The organism is Rhodanobacter sp. G2-10, assembly GCF_055809185.1.
The window spans coordinates 1,815,096-1,841,041 of sequence record NZ_CM147900.1 but is presented as its reverse complement, the minus strand read 5'-3'; the positions used below and the strand labels follow the sequence as shown (position 1 = coordinate 1,841,041).

The window sequence follows — 25,946 nt, the reverse complement described above, 5'->3', positions numbered from 1 at the left end:
TAGTGCATGGCTCGTGCCCGCGTGGCAACTGATCACAGACTCAGGGTCCGAATTCGATGCAGGTCAACACGGAGGCAAAAGCTGCATCCAGCGAGAGTCACTACGCTGCGCTGGCCGATATTGGCCAGTTGCTCGTTCGCGCGGTTGAGCCGCCTGAGTTGTACGAAGCGATCATCGAAGTGCTGGAGCGGCGACTTGGCGCCGTATTGGTCATGGTTGGCGAGGTCGATCACGAGGCCGGTTGGTTCCGGCGGATTGCCCCGGCGGTGGTGCCTGCCGAGTTGCGGGACCTCTATCCCGAACAGACACCCCTGTCGCTGGTGCGGCCATCGTTCTGGCGCGGGATGCCGCAGATGGAGGCGGACTTGCGCAGCGTGCCCGGCCTGGAGAAGCTGCGTGCCGCCTATGTTCGGCACGAGGTGACTTCGGCGCTGGCGATCCCGGTGACGGTTTCCGGCCAGGTGCGTGCCGGATTGGTGATGCGCGCGGCCGATCCCGGGTTCTTTTCCGAGGCGGTGACCGAACTCTTGCAGCAGGCGGCGGCAAGTATCGGGCTGGGGCTGGAAGCACAGGCGCAACGTCGTCTGTTGCTGCAATCCGTGCAGGAGGAGGGGCGCCAGCGGCGTGCCTTGCGCTTGCTCAGTGAATTGATCAAGGTGGTTTCTCACAGTGCGGATGAGGCGGCACTGCTGGCAGGCAGCAGCGACGTGGCATGTCGCGTCGGTGGCTATCGTTTTGCCTGGATCGGGCTGTTGGAGGGCGACGACACGACGACTCTGCGATTGTGTGCCCATGCCGGTCTCGACGACGTCGTCGCGCCAGGTGCCCAGCTGAGGCTGGCTGGGCCGGCACACAAGACGGATGCGGTCGTCACTGCATTGGCTCGTGGTGAATTGTGTATTGCGCATTGCAACCCTGGCGTGTCGCCGGGTTGGCCGCTGCAGGACAGCGATGTGGAAGTGGGCGCGGTGCTGGCGCTGCCGTTGCGCGTGAATGACGCCATCGTGGGGGCCCTGGTGATCGGTGCTGCACAGGCTGACGCCTTCACGCCGGTCGAGTCCCGGGTATTCCTGGAAATGGCAGTCGAGATCGGTCTGGGCATGCAGATGCAGCGCGCGCAGGCTGCCAGGCTTCTGGCCGAACGAGACCTGCGCTTCAACCTTCAACATGTCCGCACCATCCTCTCCAACCAGTATTCGGGCGTACTGGTGGTTGCCGAGGATGGTCTGGTGAAGTTCGCCAACGAGGCGTTCTGCGAGCTGTTCGGGCTGAAAGAGACACCGGCTGAACTGGAGGGTCAGGCTTCCGACGCCCTCCATGCCCGAATCAGTCATGCCTATCAGGACCCGGTCAGGGAGCTGGCGCGCGTCACCGATATCGTCGCTCGCAACGAGATGCTGAGGGGCGAGGAAGTGCGCCTGGCTGGCGGGCGCATCCTCCTGCGCGACTTCATGCCGATCCGGATCGATGGCGCGGCACGTGGGTGGATTTGGCAGCAGCACGACATCACTGAACGAAAATTGCACGAGGCCAACGTGGAACGGCTCGCGTTCTATGACGTGGTCACCGGCCTCCCGAATCGCCGCCTGCTGTTTGATCTGCTGGAGCGGGCAAGAACCCGCGCGAAACAGGAGCATTCGCTGCTGGCGGTTGGCGTGCTCGACCTGGACCGATTCAAGAGCGTCAACGACAGCGCCGGACATAGTGGCGGGGACCAGATTCTGGCCGAAGCATCCTCCCGCATTCGGGGCATGCTGCGTGAGGCCGATGTGCTGGCTCGTTTCGGAGGCGACGAGTTTGCCCTGCTGATTCCCGGTCTGGACAGTCGCGAGCAATTGGACGTGATCAGCCGGTGCATCCTGCAGGCATTGCGGGCTCCCTTCAATCTGATGGACGAGCAGATTCTGCCTGTCCGCCAGCATAGGCTGGACTCTTTTTCCGATCGACGAATCGGATTGCGAAGGCCTGGTCCGGCATGCCGACATGGCGATGTACGAGGCCAAGGAAGAGGGCAAGGACAGGGGGTCGCTGTATGAGCCGGCGATGGAGTTGGAACAGGTGCGCTTGCAGGCGATGCGTGAGCGGATCGCGCAGGCCCTGCAACAGTCGCGCCTTCAATTGCTGTTTCAGCCGATTGTCTACATCGATGGTCTGCCCGGAATCAACGGGGTGGCAGGGATGGAGGCGCTGCTGCGCCTGAACGACCGCGAGCAGGACCTGATCAGTCCCGTCAACTTCATGCATGTGCTGGACGATCCGCAGCTGGCCCGGCCGATCGGTCGCTATGTGCTGGACGAAGCGCTGCGATGTTGCCAGGGGTGGTTGCGCACCGGTGTGCCGGTTCCGGTTTCGGTGAACATCAGCACGCGTCATCTTTTGCACCCGGCCTTTTTCGCCGATATCGACTCTGCGCTCGACGCCTATCCGGAAGTGATGGATGTGGGGTTCGGCATCGAGGTCACCGAGACCGGGCCGAGCATGGATCATGCGCGGGCCAAGGTAGTCATCGAGGAATGCCGGCGGCGCGGCATCCGGGTCAGCCTGGATGATTTCGGTACCGGGTCGGCATCACTGAGCCACATCCAGCAACTCGACATCGAACACATCAAACTGGACCAGAGCTTCGTGCGCGACATAGTTCACGATGATCGCAACATGGCGATTGCGGCAGGCGTGATCACCACTGCGCGCATGCTGGCCAAGGCGGTGATTGCAGAGGGTGTGGAAACCCCGCTGCAGGGCGACCTGCTGGCATCGCTGGGCTGCCACCAACTGCAAGGTTTCTCCATATCACGGCCGATGGCGGCTTCGGCGGTACCTGCATGGGTGGCCGGTTGGGTGCCTCCCGCGTCGTGGGGCAATCTGGTGGATGAACGTCAATTGCTGCTCTCCAGTCAGACTGCCGGCGAATGACGCCCCCGATTACCGCCAGCAGTGCCCCCAGTGGTGCAGTGACCGCGCAGCCTTTAAGATCATCATCGTGGACCGGGCTTCGTGTACGCCCGGGCAGGAGTCAGGCATGAAACCGATGGCAGCCCGTCAAGGCATCATTTCGCTGAAAATCAAGGATGCGGCAGCGCTGTACAACGCGTACATGCCGTTTCTGAAGCACGGTGGGCTGTTCGCGCCAACCGCCCAGCCTTATGCGCTGGGTGATGAAGTGGTGCTGCTGGTGACCCTGGCCGACGAAACCGAAAGGTTGTCGGTGGTCGGCAAGGTGGTCTGGATCAGCCCGGTCGGCGCGCAGGGCAACCGTACGGCGGGCATCGGCATTCATTTCAACGAATCCAGCGATGCCGAGGCTGCCCGCAGCCGGATCGAGAACATCCTTGCCGGTACGCTGAACTCGGAACGCCCCACCCAGACCATGTGACGCAGCGGCCTGCGGACGGTCCGTCGCGGTGCGCTAGTTGGCAACGCGGCGATCGTCAAGGCTTGTTGTACCCCTGCGCGCTGATACAATGCGTCGATTCGCGAGATCGCTTCGTGAAACATCGGGCGCTTGCGGATCCCATCCACCAGCGTGGCCGAGCGGCACGTCGCCGCGCCGGCCTGCCGAATTGAAGTCGCCGGACCGTAAGTTCTTGATCCAAGTTCCCATCGGTCACTGATGCGCCTTGTGGCGCGGAGGTACGTTGCATCGTGCTTGCCGAATACTGGCCTGTTCTCTTGTTTATCGGCGTTGCCACCGGCCTGGGCCTGGTGCTGCTGGTGATCGGCCTGCTGGCCGGTCCGCGTCGTCCCGAGGCGGAAAAACTTGCGCCCTACGAGTGCGGCTTTGAGGCATTCGAGGATGCCCGCATGCGCTTCGACGTGCGCTATTACCTGCTCGCCATCCTGTTCATCATCTTCGATCTGGAAATCGCCTTCCTGTTTCCGTGGGCGGTGGTGTTCCAGCAGATCGGCATGATCGCCCTGATCGAGATGGGATTGTTCCTGCTGCTGCTGATCATCGGCTTTGCCTACGTCTGGAAGAAGGGAGCGCTGGAATGGGAGTGATCGATTCCATCAGCCGGGTGATGCACAACCCGCAGCCGTTGAACGTGGTCGACGACATCCTGCGTCCGGCCGGTGACAACCCGGTGGTGCAGCGTGGTTTCGCCACCGCGCGCATGGACGAGCTGATGAACTGGGCGCGTACCGGCTCGATGTGGCCGATGACGTTCGGCCTGGCCTGCTGCGCGGTGGAAATGATGCACGCCGGCGCGGCACGTCTGGATCTGGATCGCTATGGCGTGATTTTCCGTCCCAGCCCGCGCCAGTCCGACGTGATGATCGTGGCCGGCACCCTGGTCAACAAGATGGCTCCGGCCCTGCGCAAGGTCTACGACCAGATGCCCGAGCCGAAATGGGTGATCTCGATGGGGAGCTGCGCCAATGGCGGTGGTTATTACCACTACTCCTATTCGGTGGTGCGCGGTTGCGATCGCATCGTGCCGGTGGATATCTACGTGCCGGGCTGCCCGCCGACGGCCGAGGCGTTGATCCACGGCATCCTGCAGTTGCAGAAGAAAATCCGCCGCACCAGCACCATCGCGCGTTCGTGAGGCTCTGACATGTCTGATACATCCGCGACCTCGCTGGCCGATCAGCTTGCTGCCCGATTCGGCGACACGCTCGACATCGGCACGGTACGCCGTGAAATCACCGCCGAACTGGCTGCGGCCGATCTCGTCGCGGTGGCGACGGCGCTGCGTGACGAGCCGGCGTTTTCGTTCGGTGAGCTGACCGACCTGTGCGGCATCGATTACCTCGGCTATGGCCAGACCGAATGGGACACCGAAACGGTTTCCGGCACCGGCTTTTCGCGTGGCGTCGAGGGCCAGGCGCAGGGGCGTTTCAGCTGGGCCGAACGCCCGCGTGGTGGTCATCAGCCGCGTCGCTTCGCCGTGGTGATCCACCTGCTTTCGATCGAGCACAACCGACGCCTGCGTTTGCGTGTGTTTTGCGAGGACGATGGCTTGCCGCTGTTGCCGTCGCTTACGTCGGTCTGGCCGGGCGTGAACTGGTTCGAGCGTGAGACCTTCGATCTATTCGGCATCATCTTCGATGGCCATCCGGATCTGCGCCGGATCCTTACCGACTACGGTTTCGTCGGTCATCCGTTCCGCAAGGACTTCCCGCTGATCGGCAACGTCGAAGTGCGCTACGACCCCGAGCAGAAGCGTGTCATCTATGAACCGGTGTCGATCGAACCGCGGGTGCTGGTCCCGCGCACGATTCGTGACGATGCCGACCTGATGCAGGCCGAGGCCGAAGCCGCCGACAAATGGCGGGAGAACTGAGATGGCGCAGGAAATCCGCAATTACACGATGAACTTCGGTCCGCAGCATCCCGCTGCGCATGGCGTGCTGCGTCTGATCATGGAGATGGATGGCGAAACCATCGTCCGCTGTGATCCGCATGTGGGCCTGCTGCACCGGGGCACCGAAAAGCTGGCCGAGTCCAAACCGTTCAACCAGTCGATCGGTTACATGGATCGTCTGGACTACGTCTCGATGATGTGCAGCGAGCACGCCTATGTGCGTTCGATCGAGACCTTGCTGGGGATCGAGCTGCCGGAGCGTGCGCAGTACATCCGCACCATGTTCGACGAGATCACCCGCATCCTGAATCACCTGATGTGGATTGGTTCGAACGGTCTGGACCTGGGTGCGATGGCGGTATTCCTTTACGCGTTCCGCGAGCGTGAGGAGCTGATGGACGTGTATGAGGCGGTCTCCGGTGCGCGCCTGCATGCCACCTACTATCGTCCCGGCGGCGTCTATCGCGACTTGCCCGCGCAGATGTCGCAGTACCGCGAGTCGCCGTGGCACAAGGGCAACGACCTCAAGCGCATCAACAGCTGGCGCGAGGGTTCGCTGCTGGATTACCTCGATGCGTTCACCGCCGATTTTCCGACCAAGGTGGACGAATACGAGGAACTGCTTACCAACAACCGCATCTGGAAGCAGCGTACCGTCGGCATCGGCGTGATCTCGCCCGAACTGGCGCAGCAGTGGAGCATGACCGGCGTGATGCTGCGTGGTTCCGGCGTCGAATGGGATCTGCGCAAGAAGCAACCCTATGCGAAGTATGCCGAGATGGACTTCGACATTCCGGTCGGCGTCAACGGCGATTGTTATGACCGTTACCTGTGCCGCGTCGAAGAAATGCGCCAGTCCAACCGGATCATTCGCCAGTGCGTGCAATGGCTGAAGGCCAATCCCGGCCCGGTGATGGTCAAGAACTTCAAGGTGGCGCCACCGTCGCGCGTCGAGATGAAGGAGAGCATGGAAGCACTCATTCACCACTTCAAGCTGTTCACCGAAGGCTATTGCGTGCCGGCCGGCGAAACCTATTGCGCAGTCGAGGCACCCAAGGGCGAGTTCGGTTGCTACCTGGTTTCAGATGGCGCCAACAAGCCGTTCCGCGTGCACCTGCGCGCACCAGGTTTTGCCCACCTCTCGTCCATGGACACCATCGTGCGCGGCCACATGCTCGCCGACGTGGTGGCCATGATCGGAACCTATGACCTCGTGTTCGGCGAGGTGGATCGGTGAGCAAGGGAATCGGGAATCGGGAATCGGGAATGGGTGGAGCGCGTCGCGGCGGCTTCAGTCAAGACGTCTTGAACAGCCGCGACTGCTGCAGTGAAGTTGGAATCGTCGTGATGCGGGTTGGCTTTGGCCCACTCCCCATTCTCCATTCTCGATTCCCGGAGTTCAAAGCATGAAGTCCACCGGAAATTTCGAACAGGTCAGGCACGTCGATCCGAAGGTCGTGCTGACCGAGCAAACCCGTCACCACATCGACAAGTGGGTGGCCAAGTTTCCGCCGGACCGCAAGCGCTCGGCGTTGATCCAGGCGTTGTTCGGTGCGCAGGAGCAGAACGGTGGCTTCCTCACCGACGAGCTGATCACCGCGGTCGCGAAGTATCTGGACGTGCCGGCGATCTGGTCATACGAGGTCGCCAGCTTCTATTCGATGCTCGAGATCAAGCCGGTGGCCCGCAACAACGTGGCGATCTGCACCAACATTTCGTGCTGGCTGAACGGCGCGGAGGAGCTGGTGCGCCATTGTGAGAAGAAGCTCGGCATCAAGCTCGGCGAGAGTACACCGGATGGCCGCGTCTATCTGAAGAACGAGGAAGAGTGCATCGCGGCCTGCGTTTACGCGCCCGTAGCCACGATCAACGGTCACTACCACGAACACCTCACCACCGAGAAGCTGGACGCCATCCTCGATGGTCTGAGCATCGACGGGCCCGGTCACGGGCACGATGCAGGGGAGAAGCACTGATGGCTGTTGGAGCCGCACCGCAGGACCACCAGGTCGTCTATACCACCTTGCACTTCGACAAGCCGTGGGCGATGGCCAGCTATGAACAGGTGGATGGCTACAAGGCATGGCGGAAGATCCTTGCCGAAAAGCCCGATCCGGCATCGCTGGTCGAGGAGATCAAGAAGAGCAGCCTGCGCGGTCGTGGCGGCGCGGGTTTCCCGACGGGCTTGAAGTGGTCCTTCATGCCCAAGGGCGACATGCAGAAGTACATCCTGTGCAACTCGGACGAGTCCGAACCCGGTACGTCCAAGGATCGTGACATCCTGCGCTTCAACCCGCATGCGGTGATCGAAGGCATGGCGATTGCCTGCTACTGCACCGGCTCCACCGTGGCCTACAACTACCTGCGCGGTGAATTCCACCACGAGCCGTTCGAACACTTCGAGGAAGCGTTGGCCGAAGCCTACGCCGCCGGCCTGCTGGGCAAGGACGTGCAGGGCACGGGCATCGATGTGGACATTTACGCCGCGCTGGGCGCCGGTGCCTACATCTGCGGCGAAGAGACCGCGATGATGGAATCGCTGGAAGGCAAGAAGGGCATGCCGCGCTTCAAGCCGCCGTTCCCGGCGAACTTCGGCCTGTATGGCAAGCCGACCACCATCAACAACACGGAAACCTATGCGTCGGTGCCGGCGATCATCCGCAACGGCGCGGACTGGTTCCTCAATCTCGGCAAGCCCAACAACGGCGGCCCGAAGATTTTCTCCGTGTCGGGTCACGTCAATCGGCCGGGCAACTACGAGGTGCGCCTTGGCACGTCGTTCAAGGACCTGCTCGAACTTGCCGGTGGCGTACGCAACGGCCACAAGCTGAAGGCGGTGATTCCCGGCGGTTCGTCGATGAAGGTGCTGCCGGCTGACGTCATGCTGGAAAGCACGATGGACTATGACTGCCTGCAGAAGGCGGGGTCGGGCCTGGGCTCCGGCGCCGTCATCGTGATGGACGAGACGACCTGCATGGTCAGGGTCTGCCACCGCATCGCGCGTTTCTACAAGGCGGAATCGTGCGGTCAGTGCACGCCATGCCGCGAAGGTACCGGCTGGATGTATCGCGTGCTCACACGCATCATCGAGGGCAAGGGTACGCAAGAGGATCTGCACCGACTGAAGGCCATCGCCGGCCAGATCGAGGGCCACACCATCTGCGCCTTCGGTGAAGCGGCGGCCTGGCCGGTGCAGGGCTTCCTCGGACGCTTCTGGAACGAATTCGAGTACTTCGTGCAGCACGGCCACTCGATGATGGACACTCGCGAGGAAGTGAAGGCATGAGTGCGCAGCCAGGCAACAACGCGACCGACATGGTCAACATCGAGATCGACGGCAAGCCGGTCCAGATCCGCAAGAACGCGATGATCATCGAGGCAGCGGATACGGTCGGCATCACGATTCCGCGCTTCTGCTATCACCGCAAGCTGCCGATCGCCGCCAACTGCCGCATGTGCATGGTCGAAGTGGAGATGGGCGGTCGCCCGGTGCCCAAAGGTCTGCCGGCCTGCGCCACGCCGGTCACCGACGGCATGAAGGTGCAGACACGCTCCAAGCTCGCGTTGCAGTATCAGCGCGACGTGATGGAGTTCCTGCTGATCAACCATCCGCTGGATTGCCCGATCTGCGATCAGGGTGGCGAGTGCGAACTGCAGGACGTGGCTCTGGGTTTCGGCCGGGGTGTGTCACGTTTCACCGAGCGCAAGCGCACCGTGGCCGACGAGAACATCGGACCACTCGTCGCCACCGAGATGACGCGCTGCATCCATTGCACGCGTTGCGTGCGCTTCACCAGCGAAATCGCCGGCACTTACGAGCTCGGCGGGATGAGCCGTGGCGAGAACCTGCAAATCGGCACGTACATTGGCAAGACGGTGGAAACCGAATTGTCCGGCAACATCATCGATGTATGCCCGGTGGGCGCACTGACCAACAAGCCGTTCCAGTTCCAGGCGCGTGCCTGGGAACTGATCGCCAAGCCGTCGATCGGTTATCACGACGCGCTGGGCTCCAATCTGTGGCTGCATACGCGCCGCGGTGAAGTGCTGCGCACGGTGCCGCGCGACAATGAGGCGGTCAACGAATGCTGGCTGTCCGATCGCGATCGCTACAGCCACCAGGGCATGTATGCGGACGATCGCCTCACTCATCCGGAGGTGAAGCGCGAGGGGCAGTGGCAGGCGACCACCTGGGAAGACGCGTTGTCGTTTGCCGGTGAGGCGCTCAAGAAAGCGCCCGGCAACGAGCTTGGCATCCTGGTGCATCCGGCCACTTCGAACGAGGAGGGCGATCTGCTGATGCGCTTGGCGCGCGGCCTGGGGAGTGCCCATGTCGATCACCGGCTGCGTCTGCTCGATTTTGCGGACAATGCCGTGGCCACGACCTTCGGCACGCCGGTGACCAGGGTGGAGCAGGTGAAGGCGGCTTTGCTGGTCGGCTCGAACCTGCGCCTGGAAATGCCGCTGCTCAACCATCGCCTGCATCAGGCCGTGAAGAAGGGCGCCCGGGTCTACGCCGTCAATCCGGTACAGTTCGACTTCAATTACAAGCTGGCCGGTGAGGCCATCGCCGCCCCGCAGGCATTGGTGGATGCCTTGCTGGCATTGGCCAAGGCGGCAGTGGGCGCCGGTGCCACGGCACCGGAGGCGCTGGCCGGGGCCATCGGCGCCGCGCAAAGTGACCAAGGCGACAGTGACGCCATCGCAGCCTTGAAATCGGGCGAAGCCGTGGTGATCCTCGGCGAAGCCGCCGTCACTCACCCGCAAGCGTCATGGTTGCGCGCGATTGCTCGTTTCATTGCCGATGCCACCGGTGCCGGCTATGACGAATTGCCGCTGGGGGCCAATGCGGTGGGCTTGGCACAGCTGGGCGTGGTGCCGGGCAACGGCGGGCTGGATGCGCAGGCGATGCTGAGCCAGCCACGCAAGAGTTTCCTGCTGTACGGTGTCGAGCCGCCACATGATTTCGCCGACGGCGCCGCGGCGCTGAAGGCGTTGCGTGATGCGAATCAGGTGGTGGCGTTCAGCGCCTATGCCAGCGAGGCGCTGCGCGAGGTGGCCGATGTGATCCTGCCGATCGCCTTGCTGCCCGAGATCGATGCCACCCTGGTCAATGTGGATGGTCTGGCCCAGGGCGTGGCCGCCGGCGCCAAGGCGCCGGGCGAGGCACGCGCAGGCTGGAAAGTATTGCGCGCCCTAGGTGGGTCGCTGCAGTTGGCCGGATTCGAGTTCGATGATATCGCCGGCTTGCGCGAAGACATCGCCGAACGGGCGCCCGTTTCGCGAAGCGGTTTGGCCGAGCGCTCGACGACCGCGGGTCTGACCCGCATCGCCACCTGGCCGATCTATCGCAGCGATGCCGTGCTGCGCAGGGCGACCGCGTTAAACGCGCATCCACTCAACCGTGCGCCGGCGGTCCGGCTCAACGCTGATGAAGCGGCACGACAGGGGGTGGCCGACGGGGACCAGGTGCGCGTGGGTGAAGCGTTGTTGCCATTGCGGATCGATGTGGCGGTTCCTGATGGCAGTGCCTGGATCGAAGCAGCCCAGGACCTCACCGCCACGCTGCCGCCGTATGGCGCGTCCATTACCTTGAGCAAGGCTTGAGCATCATGGCTGATCAACTCATCAACCAGGTCTTGTGGCCGTTGATCTACATTCTTTGCATCGTGCTGCCGCTGGTCATCGCGGTCGCCATGTTCGTGTACTGGGAGCGCAAGGTCATCGGCTGGATGCACGTGCGTCTGGGGCCGAACAAGATTGGCCCGTTCGGCATCCTGCAGGCGTTTGCCGACGTGGTGAAGTTGCTGATCAAGGAGGTGATCCTGCCGACCAGGGCCAATCGCTTCCTGTATTTCCTTGCGCCTCTGCTGGCCCTGATCCCCGCGCTGGCGGCGTGGGCGGTCATTCCGTTCAGCGCCAAGATGGTGCTGTCCAATGCGAACGCCGGCATCCTCTACCTGCTGGCGATGACCTCGCTGGGCGTGTACGGCATCATCATCGCCGGCTGGGCTTCCAACTCGCGTTATGCCTTGCTTGGCGCGATGCGCTCCGCCGCGCAGGTGATCTCCTACGAGCTGGCAATGGGCTTGTGTCTGGTCTGCGTGATGGTGCTGGCCGGCAGCCTGAATCTCAGCGAGATCGTCAATGCGCAGGCCGGTGGCAAGGGGCTGTTCGACTGGTTCTGGTTGCCGCTGCTGCCGATTTTCGTGATCTATTTCATCTCGGGTGTCGCCGAGACGAACCGGCTGCCGTTCGATATGGCCGAAGGTGAGTCGGAGATCGTCGCGGGATTCCACGTGGAGTATTCCGGTTCGGCCTTTGCGATCTTCTTCCTGGCCGAATACGCCAACATGATCCTGGTCAGTTTCCTGTCGGCCATCTTCTTTCTCGGCGGCTGGCTCAGCCCGCTTAACGGCTGGATCCATGCCGACGCACCAGGCTGGATCAACTGGATCTGGACCGGCGGGTTCATCTGGCTGTTCATCAAGGCGTTCGTGATGTCGTTTCTGTTCCTGTGGTTCCGCGCGACGTTCCCGCGCTACCGCTATGACCAGATCATGCGGCTGGGCTGGAAGGTCTTCATTCCGATCGCCATTGCCTGGGTCTTCGTCGCCGGCCTGATGAAGTACTACGGTGTGGTCAGCATCGGTGTGGGAGCGTAATCCATGAAAGTGATAACCAGCTACCTCAAAAGCCTGATGCTCGCGGAGTTGTTTGCGGGCATGGGGGTGACGATGCGCTACATGTTCAAGCCCAAGTACACCATGCGCTATCCAATGGAGCACATTCCGAAATCCAATCGCTTCCGTGGCCTGCATGCGCTGCGCCGCTACGCCAATGGCGAGGAACGCTGCATTGCCTGCAAGCTGTGCGAGGCGGTGTGCCCGGCGTTGGCCATCACCATCGACTCGGCACCGCGCGAGAGTGACGGCCAGCGTCGCACCACCCGCTACGACATCGACCTGTTCAAGTGCATCTACTGCGGCTTCTGCGAAGAGAGCTGCCCGGTGGACTCGATCGTCGAAACCTCGATCCACGAGTATCACTTCGAACACCGCGGCGAGAACGTGGTGACCAAGTCGCAGCTGCTGGCCATCGGCGATCGCTTCGAACAGCAGATTGCCGCCGACCGTGCGCAAGATGCGGCTTATCGCTGAGGTTTTTCGATGAATCCCCAAACACTGCAACTCATCTGCTTCTATGCCTTCGCCACGGTCACCGTGATCGCGGCACTATCGGTGATCACGCTGAAAAATACCGTGCATGCCGTGCTCGCCCTCGTGCTCACCTTCTTCAGCGCGGCTTGCCTGTGGATGTTGATCGACGCCGAATTCCTGGCGCTGGCACTGGTGGTGGTCTACGTCGGCGCGGTGATGGTGCTGTTCCTGTTCGTGGTGATGATGCTCGACATCGACCTGGAGAAAATGCACGAGGGCTTCGTGAAGTTTCTGCCGGTCGGCGTGATCGTGGCCGTCGTGATGCTGGTCGAGATCCTCGGCCTGATCGGCGTGCACGTGATGCATTCCCAGAATACGAACGTCGATCCGGCTGCGGCGGCCGGTCTGTCCAACACGGAGTGGCTCGGTCAGGCGCTCTACACCAAGTTCCTGCTGCCGTTCGAGGTAGCTGCGTTGATCCTTACCGTGGGCCTGGTGGCGGCAGTGGCTCTGACCCTGCGCGAGCGCCGCGATGCGCGTTACGAGACGGCCAGCCAGCAGGTCAAGGTCAATCCGCGCGATCGTGTGCGTGTCGTGAAGATGGCATCCGTGCGCCCCGAGCCACCGGCTGCCGCCGACGAAAACAATGCAGGAGAACCTCAGTCATGATCTCGCTTGCACACTACATCGTGCTCGGCGCGGTGCTGTTCTGCATCGCCGTCGCCGGGCTGTTCATCAACCGCAAGAACGTGATCGTCCTGCTGATGTCGATCGAGCTGATGCTGCTCGCCGTGAACATGAACTTCGTGGCGTTCTCGCGTTTCCTCGGCGACGTCTCCGGGCAGGTGTTCGTGTTTTTCATCCTCACCGTGGCTGCGGCGGAAGCTGCCGTCGGCCTGGCGATCCTGGTCCTGCTGTTCCGTACGCGGGACACGATCAACATCGCCGACATCGACAGCATGAAGGGCTGAACCCATGGGTCTTTCCACAAGCGTTCTGTTGCTCATCGCACTGGCGCCGCTGGCCGGCTCGCTGGTAGCCGGCTTCGTCAGCCCGTTCATCGGGCGTGCGGGTCGTGTGGTGGCGCATACCTTCACCATCGCGTGCATGGTGATTTCGGTGGTGCTGTCGTTCCACGTGCTGTATCAGCTCACCCTGGGCGGTGCCGAGAACTACAACCAGAACCTGTACACCTGGTTCCAGATCGGGCACGTCAACGCCAGCGTCGGTTTCATGGTCGACCGGCTGACCGCCATGATGCTGGTGGTGGTGGGTTTCGTGTCGCTTGTCGTGCACCTGTACACCATCGGCTACATGCGCGACGACCCGGGTTACACCCGCTTCTTCAGCTACATCTCGCTGTTCACCTTCTCGATGTTCATGCTGGTGATGAGCAACAACTTCATGCAGCTGTTCTTCGGCTGGGAAGCGGTGGGTCTGGTGTCCTACCTGCTGATCGGCTTCTGGTACAAGCGCCCGACCGCGATTTTCGCGAACCTGAAAGCATTCATGGTCAATCGCGTGGGCGACTTCGGCTTCCTGCTCGGCATCGCCGCGGTGCTGACCTTCCTGCACACGCTGGATTACGCCACGGCATTCAGTGCGGCGCCGACCCTGATCGGCCAGCACGTGCAGATCACGGCGAATACGCAGTGGGATGCGGCGACGGTGATATGCATCCTGTTGTTCATTGGGGCGATGGGCAAATCGGCACAGGTTCCGCTGCATGTGTGGCTGCCTGACTCGATGGAAGGTCCGACTCCGATCTCGGCGCTGATTCATGCCGCAACCATGGTCACGGCCGGCATCTTCATGGTGGCGCGCATGTCGCCGATGTTCGAGCTGTCGTCCACCGCGCTGAGCTTCGTGCTGGTGATCGGCGCCACGACGGCATTGTTCACCGGCCTGATCGGTATCGTGCAGAACGACATCAAGCGGGTGATCGCCTACTCGACGCTGTCGCAGCTTGGCTACATGACGGTAGCGCTTGGCGTGTCGATGTATTCCGGTGCCGTGTTCCACCTGATGACGCATGCGTTCTTCAAGGCATTGCTGTTCCTGGGCGCCGGCTCGGTGATCATCGCGATGCACCATGAGCAGGACATGCGTTACATGGGCGGCCTGCGCAAGTACATGCCCATCACGTGGATCACCATGTGGATCGGCTCGCTGGCGCTGGTGGCGGTGCCCTTCACCTCGGGCTTCTATTCGAAGGACGCCATCATCGAGGCCGTGGGCCTGTCGCATCGCTGGGGCGCCCACTACGCGTACTTCTGCGTGATGGCAGGTGCCCTGGTTACCGGTCTGTACACGTTCCGCCAGATGTACCTGACGTTCCACGGCAAGGAGCGGTTCTCGGTGGCAGCCAGCCACGACAACGAGCACGAGGTCGCCTCCAGTGACGTCGTCTATGACGTGCACGTCTCGGCCGACTCGCACGAGGACGAACACCACAGCGGCGGCCAGCCCGGCGTTTTGCATCATGCGCCGAAGGAATCGCCGTGGGTGGTCACGGTGCCGCTGATCCTGTTGGCAATCCCGTCCTTGCTGATCGGGTACGTCACTGTCGCCCCGATGCTTTTCGGCCGGTGGTTCGGCAGTGCAATCCACGTCGACGCCGCCAACGATGTGCTTGCCGAACTGGGGCAGGAGTTCCATGGAGCGGCGGCGATGGCACTGCACGGCTTCACGCAGCTGCCGTTCCTGCTGGTCGTGGTGGCATTCGTCATCTGTACCTACGTCTACGTGTTCAACCCCGCGATGGCCGGTCGCATCAAGAGTGCGCTCAAGCCACTGTGGACCGTGCTCGACCGCAAGTACTGGGCGGACGAAGTGCAGTACGCGCTGTTTGCCCGTGGTGGCGTCAAGATGGGGCGCCTGTTCTGGAAGTTCAGCGACGCCGGTGCCATTGACGGCGTGGCGGTGAACGGGTCGGTACGCATGGTCCATCGTGGCGCGGCGCTGTTGCGGCGGCTGCAGACCGGTTATCTCTACCACTACGCATTCGCGATGATCATTGGCGTGATCGTGCTGTTTGGTGGCTATCGACTGTTCGGGAATTAGGGGAAGCAGGCTCCATGTTCAATCATCTTCTAAGCCTGCTGATCTGGCTGCCCATCATCGGCGCCGTGCCGGTATTGCTGGCTGGCTCGACCCGTCCGATGCTGGCCCGTTGGCTCGCGCTGTTGATCACCATCGTGACGTTTGTCGTCAGCCTTTGGTTGCTGCGATATGACCCGAACGGGCCGGTCCTGCAGCTGGCCGAAACGCACGTGTGGATCGCCACATGGGGTGTGCATTTCACCCTTGCCGTGGACGGCATTGCCGTCGCGCTGATCCTGATGACCACCTTTGTCGGCATCCTGGTCATTGGTGGTGCGTGGAAGGTGATCCAGAACCGCCCGCATCAATACATGGCCTGCATGCTGCTGCTGGAAGGCCTGTTGATCGGCGTGTTCTGCGCCACCGACGCGCTGGTGTTCTACGCCTTCTTCGAGGCCGTGCTGATCCCGATGTACATCCTGATCGGCATGTGGGGCGGCCCGCGGCGCGTGTATGCGACGCTGAAGCTGTTCATCTACACCTTCACCGGCTCGGTCTTCATGCTGATCGCGCTGCTGTATCTCTACCAGAAGGCGCACACCTTCGACCTCGCCACGCTGGCCGCGCTGCCGCTGACGATGAAGGAGCAGACCTGGCTGTTCTTCGGCTTCCTGATTGCATTTGCGATCAAGGTGCCGATGGTGCCGGTGCACACCTGGTTGCCCGATGCCCACGTGGAGGCGCCCACCGGCGGTTCGGTATGGCTGGCGGCGGTGATGCTGAAGATCGGCACCTACGGGATGCTGCGTTTCATCCTGCCGATCACGCCGGACGCCGGCGCGCATTTCGCGTGGATCATCATCGTCCTCAGCCTGGTCGCCATCGTTTACATCGGCTACGTCGCGCTGGTGCAGGAGGACATGAAGAAGCTGGTGGCGTATTCGTCGGTGGCTCACATGGGCTTCGTCACGCTGGGCATCTTCATGGCCTTCATGCTGGTGCGTGATACGGGCAATATCGAGATGGCAAGTCTCGGCATGCAAGGCGCCATGGTGCAGATGATTTCGCACGGCTTCGTGTCCGGCGCGATGTTCACCTGCATCGGCGTGATGTACGACCGTACCCATACGCGCCAGATCAAGGACTACGGCGGCGTCATCAACATGATGCCGTGGTTCGGGTTCTTCTACGTGCTGTTCGCGATGGCGAACTCCGGTCTGCCTGGCACCAGCGGCTTTGTCGGTGAGTTCATGGTCATCCTGGCCAGTTTCAGCGCGAGCCCGTGGATCGCCATTTTCTGTGCGTTCACCTTGATCATTGGCGCCGGCTACACCTTGTGGCTGGTCAAGCGCGTGCTGTGGGGCCCGGTCACCACCGAGCATGTGAAGAAGATGACCCCGCTTGCCGCGCGCGAGACCTGGGTGCTGATCGGATTCGCCGCTGCAGTACTGGCCATCGGCGTATGGCCGCAACCACTGATCCACCTGATGGACAGCTCGGTGGCACACCTGGTGCAGCAACTCGCCGTCCACAAGATTTAAGCAGAAGCGACCATGCCGACTCTCAATGACATCCTGACCCTGCTGCCGGAGCTCTACCTGGTGGCGGCGGTGTGCCTGATCCTGCTGCTGGACGCTTTCATGAAGCCGGAGCAGCGCCCACAGCTGCACTGGATCTCGATCGTGGTATTGCTGGTGGCGATCTACCTCGTCATCGTCGGCCAGCCCGAGCAGACCGTGACGGCCTTCAACGGCATGTTCGTCCGTGACCACGTGGCGGAGATCCTCAAGGTCTTCGCGCTCGGTATCACGGCGACCGTATTCGTGTATGCGCGGCCCTATCTGATCGATCGCAAGCTCTTCGGCGGCGAGTTTTACGCGCTGATGATCTTTGCCGCGCTGGGGGTCATGGTGATGGTATCTGCCGGCAACCTGGTCACGATTTATCTGGGCCTGGCCTTGTTGTCGCTGTCTTCCTATGCACTGGTCGCGCTGAACCGCGACGCCAGGTTGCCGCCGGAGGCGGCGATCAAGTATTTCGTGTTGAGCGCCCTGGCCGCGGGCATGCTGCTGTACGGCATGTCGATGATCTACGGTGCCTCGGGCATGGGGGGCACGCCCACGCTTGACCTCGCGCAGTTGCACAGCGTGATGTCCTATACGACGGCCCCGAATCTGTTGCTGCTCGGCCTGATATTCATGCTGGTCGGCATCGGCTTCGAGCTGGGTGTTGCGCCGTTCCACATGTGGTTGCCCGACGTGTATCACGGTGCGCCGACGCCAGTCACCACCTTCATCGCCGCGGTGTCGAAGCTGGCGGCATTCGGGCTGGCCTGGCGCCTGCTCGAGACCGGCATGGGCGACCTCACCAAGTATTGGCAGCCGATGCTGGCAGCGCTGGCCGCAGCTTCGCTGGTGCTTGGCAACCTGGTCGCCATCGTGCAGACCAACTTCAAGCGGATGATGGCGTATTCGACCATCTCGCACATGGGCTACGTGTTGCTCGGACTCTCGGCCGCCACGCCCGAAGGCTATGCGGCCGCGCTGTTCTACGTGATCTGCTACGCCCTGATGGGCCTGGCTGCTTTCGGCGTGATGCTGGCCTTGACCCGTGCCGGTTTCGAATGCGAGGAAATCTCCGACTTCAAGGGCCTGAACCAGAAGGCCCCCTGGATGGCCTTCCTGATGTTGCTGGCGATGTTTTCGCTGGCCGGCGTGCCGCCGCTGTTCGGCTTCTGGGCGAAGGTGCTGGTGCTCGAGTCGGCCATTCACGCCAACATGTTGTGGCTGGCCATCGTCGGCATCGTGGGCGCCTTCATCGGACTGTATTACTACCTTTACGTGATCAAGGTGATGTACTTCGATGACGCCGAGGAAGGCGCCGTGGTCGAAGTGAAGGCGGACCTGTCGCTGCGGGTGGTGCTGTCGATCAATGCCCTGGCATTGTTGGCGGTTGGCCTTTACTGGGGGCCGCTGCTGGGATGGTGCCAGCGTGCATTCGGCGTCTGACGCGAGCCACGGCAGTCGCTTTGGCTGCATGCGTTCAGGGGCAGGGGTTCAAGGCGCGCCAGTGCTTGCAAGAAACCAGCCATCCCGTTAAACTTCCCGGACTCTGATGCGGGGTGGAGCAGTCTGGCAGCTCGTCGGGCTCATAACCCGAAGGTCGCAGGTTCGAATCCTGCCCCCGCTACCAGATCTTTCTTGATGCAAGAAAGCCTCCTCGTGAGGCTTTTTTGTTGGCCGCAAGGATGCGCGGTGCCGCACTGCATGGCGGTGGTGGCACGCGGAAGGCTGCACGAGGAGGCACATCGGCGAGATAGGGAAATGGGCCGTCGGAGCCCATTTTTTGTTTCCGCGATCCGGTTCAGGTGAGTTGATGGATACACAGGCACTGGCACAACGATTCAGCGAGATACTGGCCGATCTGAGGCTGGAATGTCTTGGCGTGGAGTTCACCCCGTCGCAGGGGCAGAGTACGCTGCGCGTTTACGTGGAGCTGCTGGGCAGGGAAGCGCAGGATTCCGGTGTCGAGGAGGATCGTCGCGAAGTGGGCATCGAGGATTGCGAGAAGGCGAGCCGCGAGTTGTCTGCGTGGCTCGACGTGGAGGATCCGATTCCGGGTCATTACGTGCTTGAAGTGTCCTCGCCGGGTATCGATCGCCCACTGTTCACCGCGGAGCAGTTCGAGAGATCCGTCGGGCAGGAGGTGAAGGTGCTGCTGAAAATGCCGCTGGATGGGCGTCGTCGGCTGCGTGGAAAGCTGGTCTCGGTACGGGACGGACAAATCGCGCTGGAAGGCGAGGGCAAGACCTTCGAGTTCGCGCACGCCATGGTGGAAAGCGCCCGCGTGGTGCCGGATTGGGTGGCGCTGGGTTACGCGCCGCAACCAAAGCCCGGCAGCAAGCACCCCAGCCGGAAGCGTGGCTGACAAATTTGAAGAATCGGCCTTGGATGGCTGACGTTCGACTCACGCGTTCAGGACGGACGCAAGTGACATGAAGACCCCACCAGGGATGGCGGTTTTTTGATCCACGTGTTCAGGGACGGACGCAGAAAACTAACGCACACAGTCAATGTTTTGGACGCCGCCTGGCGCCTATGGAGTTGCTGCAATGAGCAAAGAGCTTTTGCTGGTCGTCGACGCGGTCGCCAATGAGAAGGGCGTGCCGGAGGAAGTGATCTTCGAGGCGATGGAAGCTGCGCTGGCGTCAGCCGCGAAGAAGCGCTATCCGGACGAAGAGCCGGATATTCGCGTGTCCATCAATCACGACACCGGCGAATACGAAACCTATAGGCGCTGGGAAATCATTGCCGATGACGGCGAGATGGAATCGCCGTCATACCAGCTGCGCCTGATGGACGCGCTGGACGAACGCGCGGATGCCCAGGTCGGCGAGTACATCGAGGAGCAGGTCGAGAACGCCGAGTTCGGGCGCATCGCTGCCCAGGCGGCCAAGCAGGTGATCGTGCAGCGCGTGCGTGAAGCAGAGCGCCAGCAGGTGGTGGATGCATTCGCCGACCGCGTTGGCGAACTGGTCACCGGCATCGTCAAACGCGTCGAGCGCGGCAACATCTACCTCGATCTGGGCAGCAACGCCGAGGCCTTCATCCCGCGCGACAAGACCATCCCGCGCGAGTCGGCCCGTGTGGGCGATCGCGTGCGAGGCTATCTCTACGAAGTGAAGTCCGAAGTGCGTGGTCCGCAGTTGTTCGTCTCGCGAGCAGCACCGGAGTTCATGATCGAGTTGTTCAAGCTGGAAGTGCCCGAAGTCGGCCAGGGATTGGTCGAGATCAAGGGATGCGCGCGTGATCCGGGCGATCGCGCCAAGATTGCCGTGCTGGCGCATGACAGCCGCACCGATCCGATCGGTGCCTGCATCGGCATGCGCGGTTCGCGCGTGCAGGCCGTGTCGAACGACCTCAATGGCGAGCGCGTCGACATCATCCTGTGGCACGAGAACCCGGCGCAGTTCGTGATCAACGCGATGGCCCCGGCCGAGGTGCAGTCGATCATCATGGACGAAGAGAAGCATTCGATGGACATCGCGGTGGCCGAGGACAAGCTGTCCCAGGCGATCGGTCGTGGTGGCCAGAACGTGCGTCTGGCGAGCAAGCTGACCGGTTGGCAGCTCAATGTGATGACGCAGGATCAGGTGACCGCCAAAAGCGAAGCGGAGCAGGAAGCGGCTCGCGTGCTGTTCATGGAGAAGCTCGAAGTCGATCAGGAAATCGCGGTGATCCTGGTGCAGGAAGGTTTCTCCAGCATCGAGGAAATCGCCTATGTACCCAGCGCCGAGCTGCTTGCGGTCGAGGGTTTCGACGAGGACATCGTCGAGGAGCTGCGTGCTCGCGCTCGCGATGCCTTGCTGACCGCAGCGCTTGCGGTCGAAGAGGGTGTCGACGAACACCAGCCGTCCGAAGAGTTGCTGGCCCTGGAAGGCATGGATGAAGCCACCGCTTATGCACTGGCCGCACGCGAGGTGAGTACCGTGGATGACCTCGCCGACCTGGCGGTGGATGATCTGATTGATATCGAAGGTATGGACGAAGAGCGGGCCGCAGCGCTCATCATGGCTGCACGTGCGCCGATGATCGCGCGTCTGGAGCAGGGCGGCTAGCCGCGTACACGGCTGCACCCCGGACGGGTGCGCCGGGAGGGCCTGAAATGGCTCTTCACCATGGATGGATGCAGTGGCGGCCATCATGCCGCACGGAATGACAAGCGCGGGAACGGCGGAGTAGAGAACAGAATGTCGGACGTGACGATCAAACAACTCGCCCAGGTATTGGGCATGCCGGTTGACAAGCTGCTGACCCAGCTTGACGAGGCGGGCATGAAATTCTCCGATCAGGAGCAGGTCATCAGCAGTACCGAGAAGGTGAAGCTGCTGGGATTCCTGCGCCGTACGCACGGCAAAAGCGAGGCTGCCACCGAAACGGGCGATGCGGCGCCGCGCCAGATCACCCTCAGGCGTCGCACCGTCGGTGAACTGAAAGTGGCCGGATCGGGTGGTCGCGGTGCGTCGGGCCCGGCCAAGACGGTGAACGTCGAGGTTCGGGCCAAGCGCACCTACGTGAAGCGCAGCGTGATCGCGGAAGAGGCCAGCGCCGAGCCCGAGCGCGAAGAGGCAATGCGCAAGCTGGAGGAGTCCAGGCAGCAGCGTGAACTGGAAGAGCGCGAGCGCCAGGAATCCGAGCAGCGCCGGGAACAGGAAGCGCAGCAGCGCGTGCTCGACGAACAGCAGCGCGAGCATGAGCAGAAGCAGGCCGACGCGGAAGCCGCATCCGAAGCGGACACCAAGGCTGAGGCGGCTGTGGCACCGGAGGAGGCTGCGCCAAGTCCGGAAGCGACTGCAGCCGATGCGGCGGGCGATGAGTCCAACGGCGTCCAGCGCATTGATCAGCGCGAACTGGGCATGATCCTGCCGCGCATCCATGAACCGCGCAAACGCGAGAAGGTGGTCAAGCCTGCCGCCGCGCCCGCGCCGACCCCGGCACCAGCACCAGCGACTACTGCCGGTGAGTCGACCCGGGGCAAGGCGAAGCATTCTCGTGATCGCGCCGATGAAATCGGCAGCAAGCAGGAACGCGAAGGCAACAAGCGTTTCGCCGGTGGCCAGATGCATCTGAGCGAAGCCGACCGCGCGCGCCGTTCGTCAAGCAGCAAGCGCGGCAAGGGTGGTCGCGGTCGCGACATGGTCTCGCGCGGAGGTGGTAGTGCCCCAAGCGGTCCACATGGGTTCTCGCGACCCACCGCGCCGGTGGTGCGTGAGGTTGTGGTCAGCGATACCAATGCCGTCACCGACCTTGCGCAGAAGATGGCGGTCAAGGGCTCGGAGGTGGTCAAGGCGCTGTTCAAGATGGGCGTGATGGCGACCATCAACCAGACCATCGATCACGACACGGCGGTGCTGGTCGTCGAGGAACTGGGGCACACGCCGGTTGCCGATAGCCAGAACAATGCCGAGGAAACGCTGGCCGCGCACACCCAGAGTGTTGAACTGGATGGCGAGAAGGTCGTTCGTCCGCCGGTCGTAACCATCATGGGACATGTCGACCACGGCAAGACATCGCTGCTGGATTACATTCGCCGCACCAAGGTGGCTTCCGGTGAAGCCGGCGGCATCACGCAGCATATTGGCGCGTATCACGTGAAAACGTCGAGGGGCGTGATCACCTTCCTGGATACGCCTGGCCATGCCGCGTTCACCTCGATGCGTGCCCGTGGCGCGCACTCCACGGACATCGTGATCCTGGTGGTGGCTGCCGACGATGGCGTGAAGCCGCAGACGATCGAGGCGGTCAAGCACGCGCGCGCAGCCAACGTGCCGTTGATCGTGGCGGTCAACAAGATGGACAAGGAAGGCGCCAATCCCGACAACGTCAAGCAGGGCCTCGTCGCGCAGGAAGTGGTGCCGGAAGATTGGGGCGGCGACGTGCAGTTCGTGCCGGTATCGGCCAAGACAGGCATGGGTATCGAGGATCTGCTCGATGCGATTTCGCTGCAGGCCGAAGTGATGGAGCTGAAGGCGGTGGCCGACGGCCGCGCCTCCGGCGTGGTGATCGAGTCGAGCCTGGATCGCGGTCGCGGTCCGGTGGCGACCGTGCTGGTGCAGCAGGGCACGCTGAAGAAGGGCGACTTTGTGGTCTGCGGCGTCGAATATGGCCGCATGCGTGCGTTGATCGACCAGAGCGGCAAGCAAGTCGCCGAAGCCGGTCCTTCGATCCCGGTGCAGGTGCTCGGCCTGTCCGGCGTCCCGGAAACCGGCGACGACTTCGTCTGCGTGGAAGACGAGCGGTTGGCACGCGAGGTGGCGCAGGAGCGTGAGCTCAAGCGCCGTGAAACGCGCATGGTCAGCAAGGCCAATCGCCTTGAGGACATCATCGCCAAGATGGGCCAGGGCGAGGAGCAGCAGACGCTCAACATCCTGGTCAAGGGCGATGTGCAGGGCTCGGTCGAGGCCTTGCGCGAATCGCTGACCCAGATCGGCAACGAACGGGTCCGGGTCAACGTGGTGGCCTCCGGCGTGGGCGGCATCACCGAATCCGACGCCACCCTGGCTGCTGCCTCCAAGGCCCTGATCATCGGCTTCAACGTGCGCGCCGATGCATCGGCTCGCAAGGTGATCGAGACCAACGGTCTGGACGTACGCTACTTCTCGATCATCTACGACGTCATCGACCAGGTGACCCAGGCGGCAACGGGCCTGCTCGGCATGGAAGTGCGTGAGGACATCATCGGCATCGCCGAAGTGCGCGAAGTGTTCCGCAGTTCCAAGTTCGGCGCCGTTGCGGGCAGCATGGTCACCGAAGGCCATGTGAAGCGCAGCAAGCCGATCCGCGTGTTGCGCGACAACGTTGTGGTGTTCGAAGGCGAACTGGAATCCCTGCGCCGCTTCAAGGATCTTGTCGACGAGGTACGCAGCGGCATGGAGTGCGGTATTGCGGTGAAGCAGTACAACGACGTCAAGCCGGGCGACCAGATCGAATGCTTCGAGCGCACTGAAGTGGCACGGACGCTGTAAAGGCGAGCAGTGAGAGGAGAGGGGTGAGAAGCGAGAGTAGGAGCTCGCTCCCCCGCGCTCTTCTCTCACTTCTCACTCCTGTTGACTCACTTCTGGTTTTTCACATGCCTTCCCGAGACTTCAAGCGTACCGACCGCATCGGCGCAGAATTGCGTCGTGAGCTCGGCCAGTTGGTGCACGCTGCGGTGCGTGATCACGGCTTGCCGTCGACCAGCGTGTCCGACGTCGAGATCACTCGCGATCTGGACTGGGCGACGGTATGGGTGACCACACTGCTGCCAGAGCAGGGTTTGCCGGCGGTCAAGGCGTTGAATGCCATGAGCCACGAGATCCGCCACGCGCTGGCGCACAGCGGCATGCGCATGCGTCGGGTGCCGGAGCTGAAATTCAAGTACGACGACTCGGTCGACAAGGGCGAACGGATCGAGGCCCTGCTGCGTGAACAGGCGCGCGACCTGAAGCCTGACGACGAGAGCGAACAGGACTGAGCCTCACGAGTCCGTTGCCGAATTGATGAATCGACGACCGCGTTTCCAGCACCGCGACCTGCACGGCATCGTGCTACTCGACAAACCACGAGGCCTGAGTTCGAATCAGGCCCTGCAGGCTGTGCGCCGTTTGTTGCGTGCTTCCAAGGGTGGTCATACCGGGGCACTCGATCCGCTGGCGACGGGCCTGTTGCCGCTGTGTTTCGGCGAAGCGACCAAACTGGCTGGAAGCCTGCTGGGTGCGCGCAAAGCCTATCTTGCCGAATGTCGGCTCGGTATCACCACCGACAGCGCCGACAGCGAGGGTGAGGTGGTCGAGCGGCGTCCGGTGCCACCGTTGGATACCGCCACCATCGAGGCCGTACTGGCCAAGCTGCGTGGGTCCATCCTGCAGGTGCCACCGATGTATTCCGCGTTGAAGCTCGATGGCGAAAGGCTCTATGTGAAGGCGCGCCGGGGTGAATCGGTCGAGCGAGCCCCACGCCGGGTGGAAGTCCATCGACTCGAACTGCTGGCGCGCGACGGCGACACCCTGCAGCTGCTGGTGGAGTGCGGTTCCGGTACTTACGTGCGCTCGCTGGCGGTCGACATCGGCGAGGATCTGGGTTGCGGCGCCCATCTGAGTGCCTTGCGGCGCACCTGGGTGGATCCGTTCCGCGTGCCGCAGATGGTGACCCTGGCCGAACTCGAACAGGCCGCCGCGCAGGGCGACGAGGCCTTGCTGGCACATCTCCTGCCGGTGGCGGCAGGATTGTGCGACTTGCCCAGCCTGAAGCTGGACGAGGCGCAAAGCATGGCCATTTCACGCGGCCAGCCGATCCAGCTCGCTGCGCCGGCTCCGGCGGGGCGATGCGCGGCTTTTGCCAGCGACGGCGCGCTGCTGGCCCTGCTTGAAGTGGACAACGAGGGCCGTGGTCGCGTCCTGCGTGGCTTCAACTTGCCGCCGGACTGACTGATTTGCCCCGAAAAGCCCCTGCGCACTTGTTGTAACACCACTCCCATCAGTAGAATAGACAAGTTATTTCAACGCTTTCACTCAACTAGGCGAAGCTTGCGCTTGCGTCATCGCGATGGCGCAAGCGCAAGCTTCGCATCGCCTTTCAAGGAAACGCATAACCATGTCCCTTACCGCAGAACAGACCAGCAAGATCATTGCTGATTTCGGCCGCGTGCCGAACGACACCGGTTCGACCGAAGTCCAGGTGGCGCTGCTGTCCGCCCGCATCGAGCATCTCACCGGCCACTTCAAGGATCACAAGCAGGATCACCATTCCCGTCGTGGCCTGCTGAAGCTGGTCAACCAGCGCAAGCGCCTGCTCAGTTATCTGAAGGATCGCGATCTTGCGCGTTACCAGACCCTGATCGAACGCCTCGGCCTGCGCCGGTAACTTCGTGCGTTCATGCATGAACGCCAGGATCAAGAAGC

At 62.4% G+C, this 25,946-nt stretch carries 24 protein-coding genes and 1 tRNA gene; 24 read left to right on the top strand and 1 reads right to left on the bottom strand.

Going from position 1 to position 25,946, the window contains the following annotated elements:
* Window positions 1–32: 32 nt before the first annotated feature.
* Window positions 33–233 (bottom strand): hypothetical protein, encoded by a 201-nt coding sequence (locus AC0L58_RS08435; protein WP_473688476.1) that lies wholly within the window; start codon window positions 231–233, stop codon window positions 33–35.
* Between the two features lie 141 nt (window positions 234–374).
* On the opposite strand from AC0L58_RS08435, the gene AC0L58_RS08430 reads away from it, so the two are divergent.
* The 24 genes from AC0L58_RS08430 to rpsO all read left to right on the top strand — a co-directional run bounded on the left by AC0L58_RS08430 (window position 375) and on the right by rpsO (window position 25,908).
* Window positions 375–2,036 carry a sensor domain-containing diguanylate cyclase gene (locus AC0L58_RS08430; RefSeq protein ID WP_473688646.1) on the top strand — a complete coding sequence of 554 codons (1,662 nt, stop codon included), beginning with the start codon at window positions 375–377 and terminating at the stop codon, window positions 2,034–2,036.
* Window positions 1,984–2,913 (top strand): EAL domain-containing protein, encoded by a 930-nt coding sequence (locus tag AC0L58_RS08425; RefSeq protein WP_473688475.1) that lies wholly within the window; start codon window positions 1,984–1,986, stop codon window positions 2,911–2,913. Before AC0L58_RS08430 ends, AC0L58_RS08425 begins: the two co-directional genes overlap by 53 nt.
* A gap of 106 nt (window positions 2,914–3,019) precedes the next feature.
* Window positions 3,020–3,373, top strand: coding sequence for a PilZ domain-containing protein (locus AC0L58_RS08420; protein WP_473688474.1), 354 nt, complete (start codon window positions 3,020–3,022; stop codon window positions 3,371–3,373).
* A gap of 269 nt (window positions 3,374–3,642) precedes the next feature.
* The gene (gene ndhC / locus AC0L58_RS08415) at window positions 3,643–3,999 is read left to right on the top strand and encodes an NADH-quinone oxidoreductase subunit A (RefSeq protein ID WP_473688473.1); all 357 of its coding nucleotides are present in this window, start codon (window positions 3,643–3,645) and stop codon (window positions 3,997–3,999) included.
* A complete protein-coding gene (locus AC0L58_RS08410) occupies window positions 3,990–4,547 on the top strand; it encodes a NuoB/complex I 20 kDa subunit family protein (protein WP_473688472.1) in 558 nt (185 codons plus the stop codon). Before ndhC ends, AC0L58_RS08410 begins: the two co-directional genes overlap by 10 nt.
* 9 nt (window positions 4,548–4,556) lie before the next feature.
* Entirely contained in the window at window positions 4,557–5,285 is a 729-nt protein-coding gene (locus AC0L58_RS08405) for an NADH-quinone oxidoreductase subunit C (protein ID WP_473688471.1), read from the top strand.
* Between the two features lies 1 nt (window position 5,286).
* Complete coding sequence (locus AC0L58_RS08400) at window positions 5,287–6,543, top strand: NADH-quinone oxidoreductase subunit D (protein WP_473688470.1); 1,257 nt, start codon at window positions 5,287–5,289, stop codon at window positions 6,541–6,543.
* A gap of 169 nt (window positions 6,544–6,712) precedes the next feature.
* On the top strand, window positions 6,713–7,282 hold the full coding sequence (gene nuoE, locus AC0L58_RS08395; protein WP_473688469.1) for an NADH-quinone oxidoreductase subunit NuoE: 570 nt from the start codon (window positions 6,713–6,715) through the stop codon (window positions 7,280–7,282).
* Window positions 7,282–8,592: an NADH-quinone oxidoreductase subunit NuoF gene (gene nuoF / locus AC0L58_RS08390; protein WP_473688468.1), complete on the top strand. Its 1,311-nt coding sequence runs from the start codon at window positions 7,282–7,284 to the stop codon at window positions 8,590–8,592. Before nuoE ends, nuoF begins: the two co-directional genes overlap by 1 nt.
* Window positions 8,589–10,913, top strand: a complete 2,325-nt coding sequence (gene nuoG, locus AC0L58_RS08385) for an NADH-quinone oxidoreductase subunit NuoG (protein ID WP_473688467.1) — start codon at window positions 8,589–8,591, stop codon at window positions 10,911–10,913. Before nuoF ends, nuoG begins: the two co-directional genes overlap by 4 nt.
* Before the next feature lie 5 nt (window positions 10,914–10,918).
* Entirely contained in the window at window positions 10,919–11,971 is a 1,053-nt protein-coding gene (gene nuoH / locus AC0L58_RS08380; protein ID WP_473688466.1) for an NADH-quinone oxidoreductase subunit NuoH, read from the top strand.
* Between the two features lie 3 nt (window positions 11,972–11,974).
* Entirely contained in the window at window positions 11,975–12,466 is a 492-nt protein-coding gene (nuoI, locus tag AC0L58_RS08375; protein WP_473688465.1) for an NADH-quinone oxidoreductase subunit NuoI, read from the top strand.
* Window positions 12,467–12,475: 9 nt separating this feature from the next.
* Window positions 12,476–13,135, top strand: coding sequence for an NADH-quinone oxidoreductase subunit J (locus AC0L58_RS08370; RefSeq protein ID WP_473688464.1), 660 nt, complete (start codon window positions 12,476–12,478; stop codon window positions 13,133–13,135).
* Window positions 13,132–13,437, top strand: a complete 306-nt coding sequence (nuoK, locus tag AC0L58_RS08365; protein WP_473688463.1) for an NADH-quinone oxidoreductase subunit NuoK — start codon at window positions 13,132–13,134, stop codon at window positions 13,435–13,437. The genes AC0L58_RS08370 and nuoK overlap by 4 nt, the downstream gene beginning before the upstream one ends.
* A 4-nt stretch (window positions 13,438–13,441) precedes the next feature.
* Complete coding sequence (gene nuoL / locus AC0L58_RS08360; RefSeq protein WP_473688462.1) at window positions 13,442–15,529, top strand: NADH-quinone oxidoreductase subunit L; 2,088 nt, start codon at window positions 13,442–13,444, stop codon at window positions 15,527–15,529.
* 14 nt (window positions 15,530–15,543) lie between these two features.
* Window positions 15,544–17,049, top strand: coding sequence for a complex I subunit 4 family protein (locus tag AC0L58_RS08355; RefSeq protein WP_473688461.1), 1,506 nt, complete (start codon window positions 15,544–15,546; stop codon window positions 17,047–17,049).
* A 12-nt stretch (window positions 17,050–17,061) separates the two neighbouring features.
* Complete coding sequence (gene nuoN, locus AC0L58_RS08350; RefSeq protein ID WP_473688460.1) at window positions 17,062–18,516, top strand: NADH-quinone oxidoreductase subunit NuoN; 1,455 nt, start codon at window positions 17,062–17,064, stop codon at window positions 18,514–18,516.
* 107 nt (window positions 18,517–18,623) lie between these two features.
* Window positions 18,624–18,700, top strand: a tRNA-Met gene (locus AC0L58_RS08345).
* Window positions 18,701–18,883: 183 nt separating this feature from the next.
* Window positions 18,884–19,435: a ribosome maturation factor RimP gene (locus tag AC0L58_RS08340; protein ID WP_473688459.1), complete on the top strand. Its 552-nt coding sequence runs from the start codon at window positions 18,884–18,886 to the stop codon at window positions 19,433–19,435.
* Between the two features lie 184 nt (window positions 19,436–19,619).
* Window positions 19,620–21,125: a transcription termination factor NusA gene (nusA, locus tag AC0L58_RS08335; protein WP_473688458.1), complete on the top strand. Its 1,506-nt coding sequence runs from the start codon at window positions 19,620–19,622 to the stop codon at window positions 21,123–21,125.
* Window positions 21,126–21,257: 132 nt separating this feature from the next.
* The gene (gene infB, locus AC0L58_RS08330) at window positions 21,258–24,032 is read left to right on the top strand and encodes a translation initiation factor IF-2 (protein ID WP_473688457.1); all 2,775 of its coding nucleotides are present in this window, start codon (window positions 21,258–21,260) and stop codon (window positions 24,030–24,032) included.
* Window positions 24,033–24,136: 104 nt separating this feature from the next.
* Window positions 24,137–24,520, top strand: a complete 384-nt coding sequence (gene rbfA / locus AC0L58_RS08325; protein WP_473688456.1) for a 30S ribosome-binding factor RbfA — start codon at window positions 24,137–24,139, stop codon at window positions 24,518–24,520.
* A 25-nt stretch (window positions 24,521–24,545) separates the two neighbouring features.
* Window positions 24,546–25,472 carry a tRNA pseudouridine(55) synthase TruB gene (gene truB / locus AC0L58_RS08320; RefSeq protein ID WP_473688455.1) on the top strand — a complete coding sequence of 309 codons (927 nt, stop codon included), beginning with the start codon at window positions 24,546–24,548 and terminating at the stop codon, window positions 25,470–25,472.
* A gap of 166 nt (window positions 25,473–25,638) precedes the next feature.
* Window positions 25,639–25,908 (top strand): 30S ribosomal protein S15, encoded by a 270-nt coding sequence (gene rpsO, locus AC0L58_RS08315; protein WP_473688454.1) that lies wholly within the window; start codon window positions 25,639–25,641, stop codon window positions 25,906–25,908.
* Window positions 25,909–25,946: the final 38 nt, after the last annotated feature.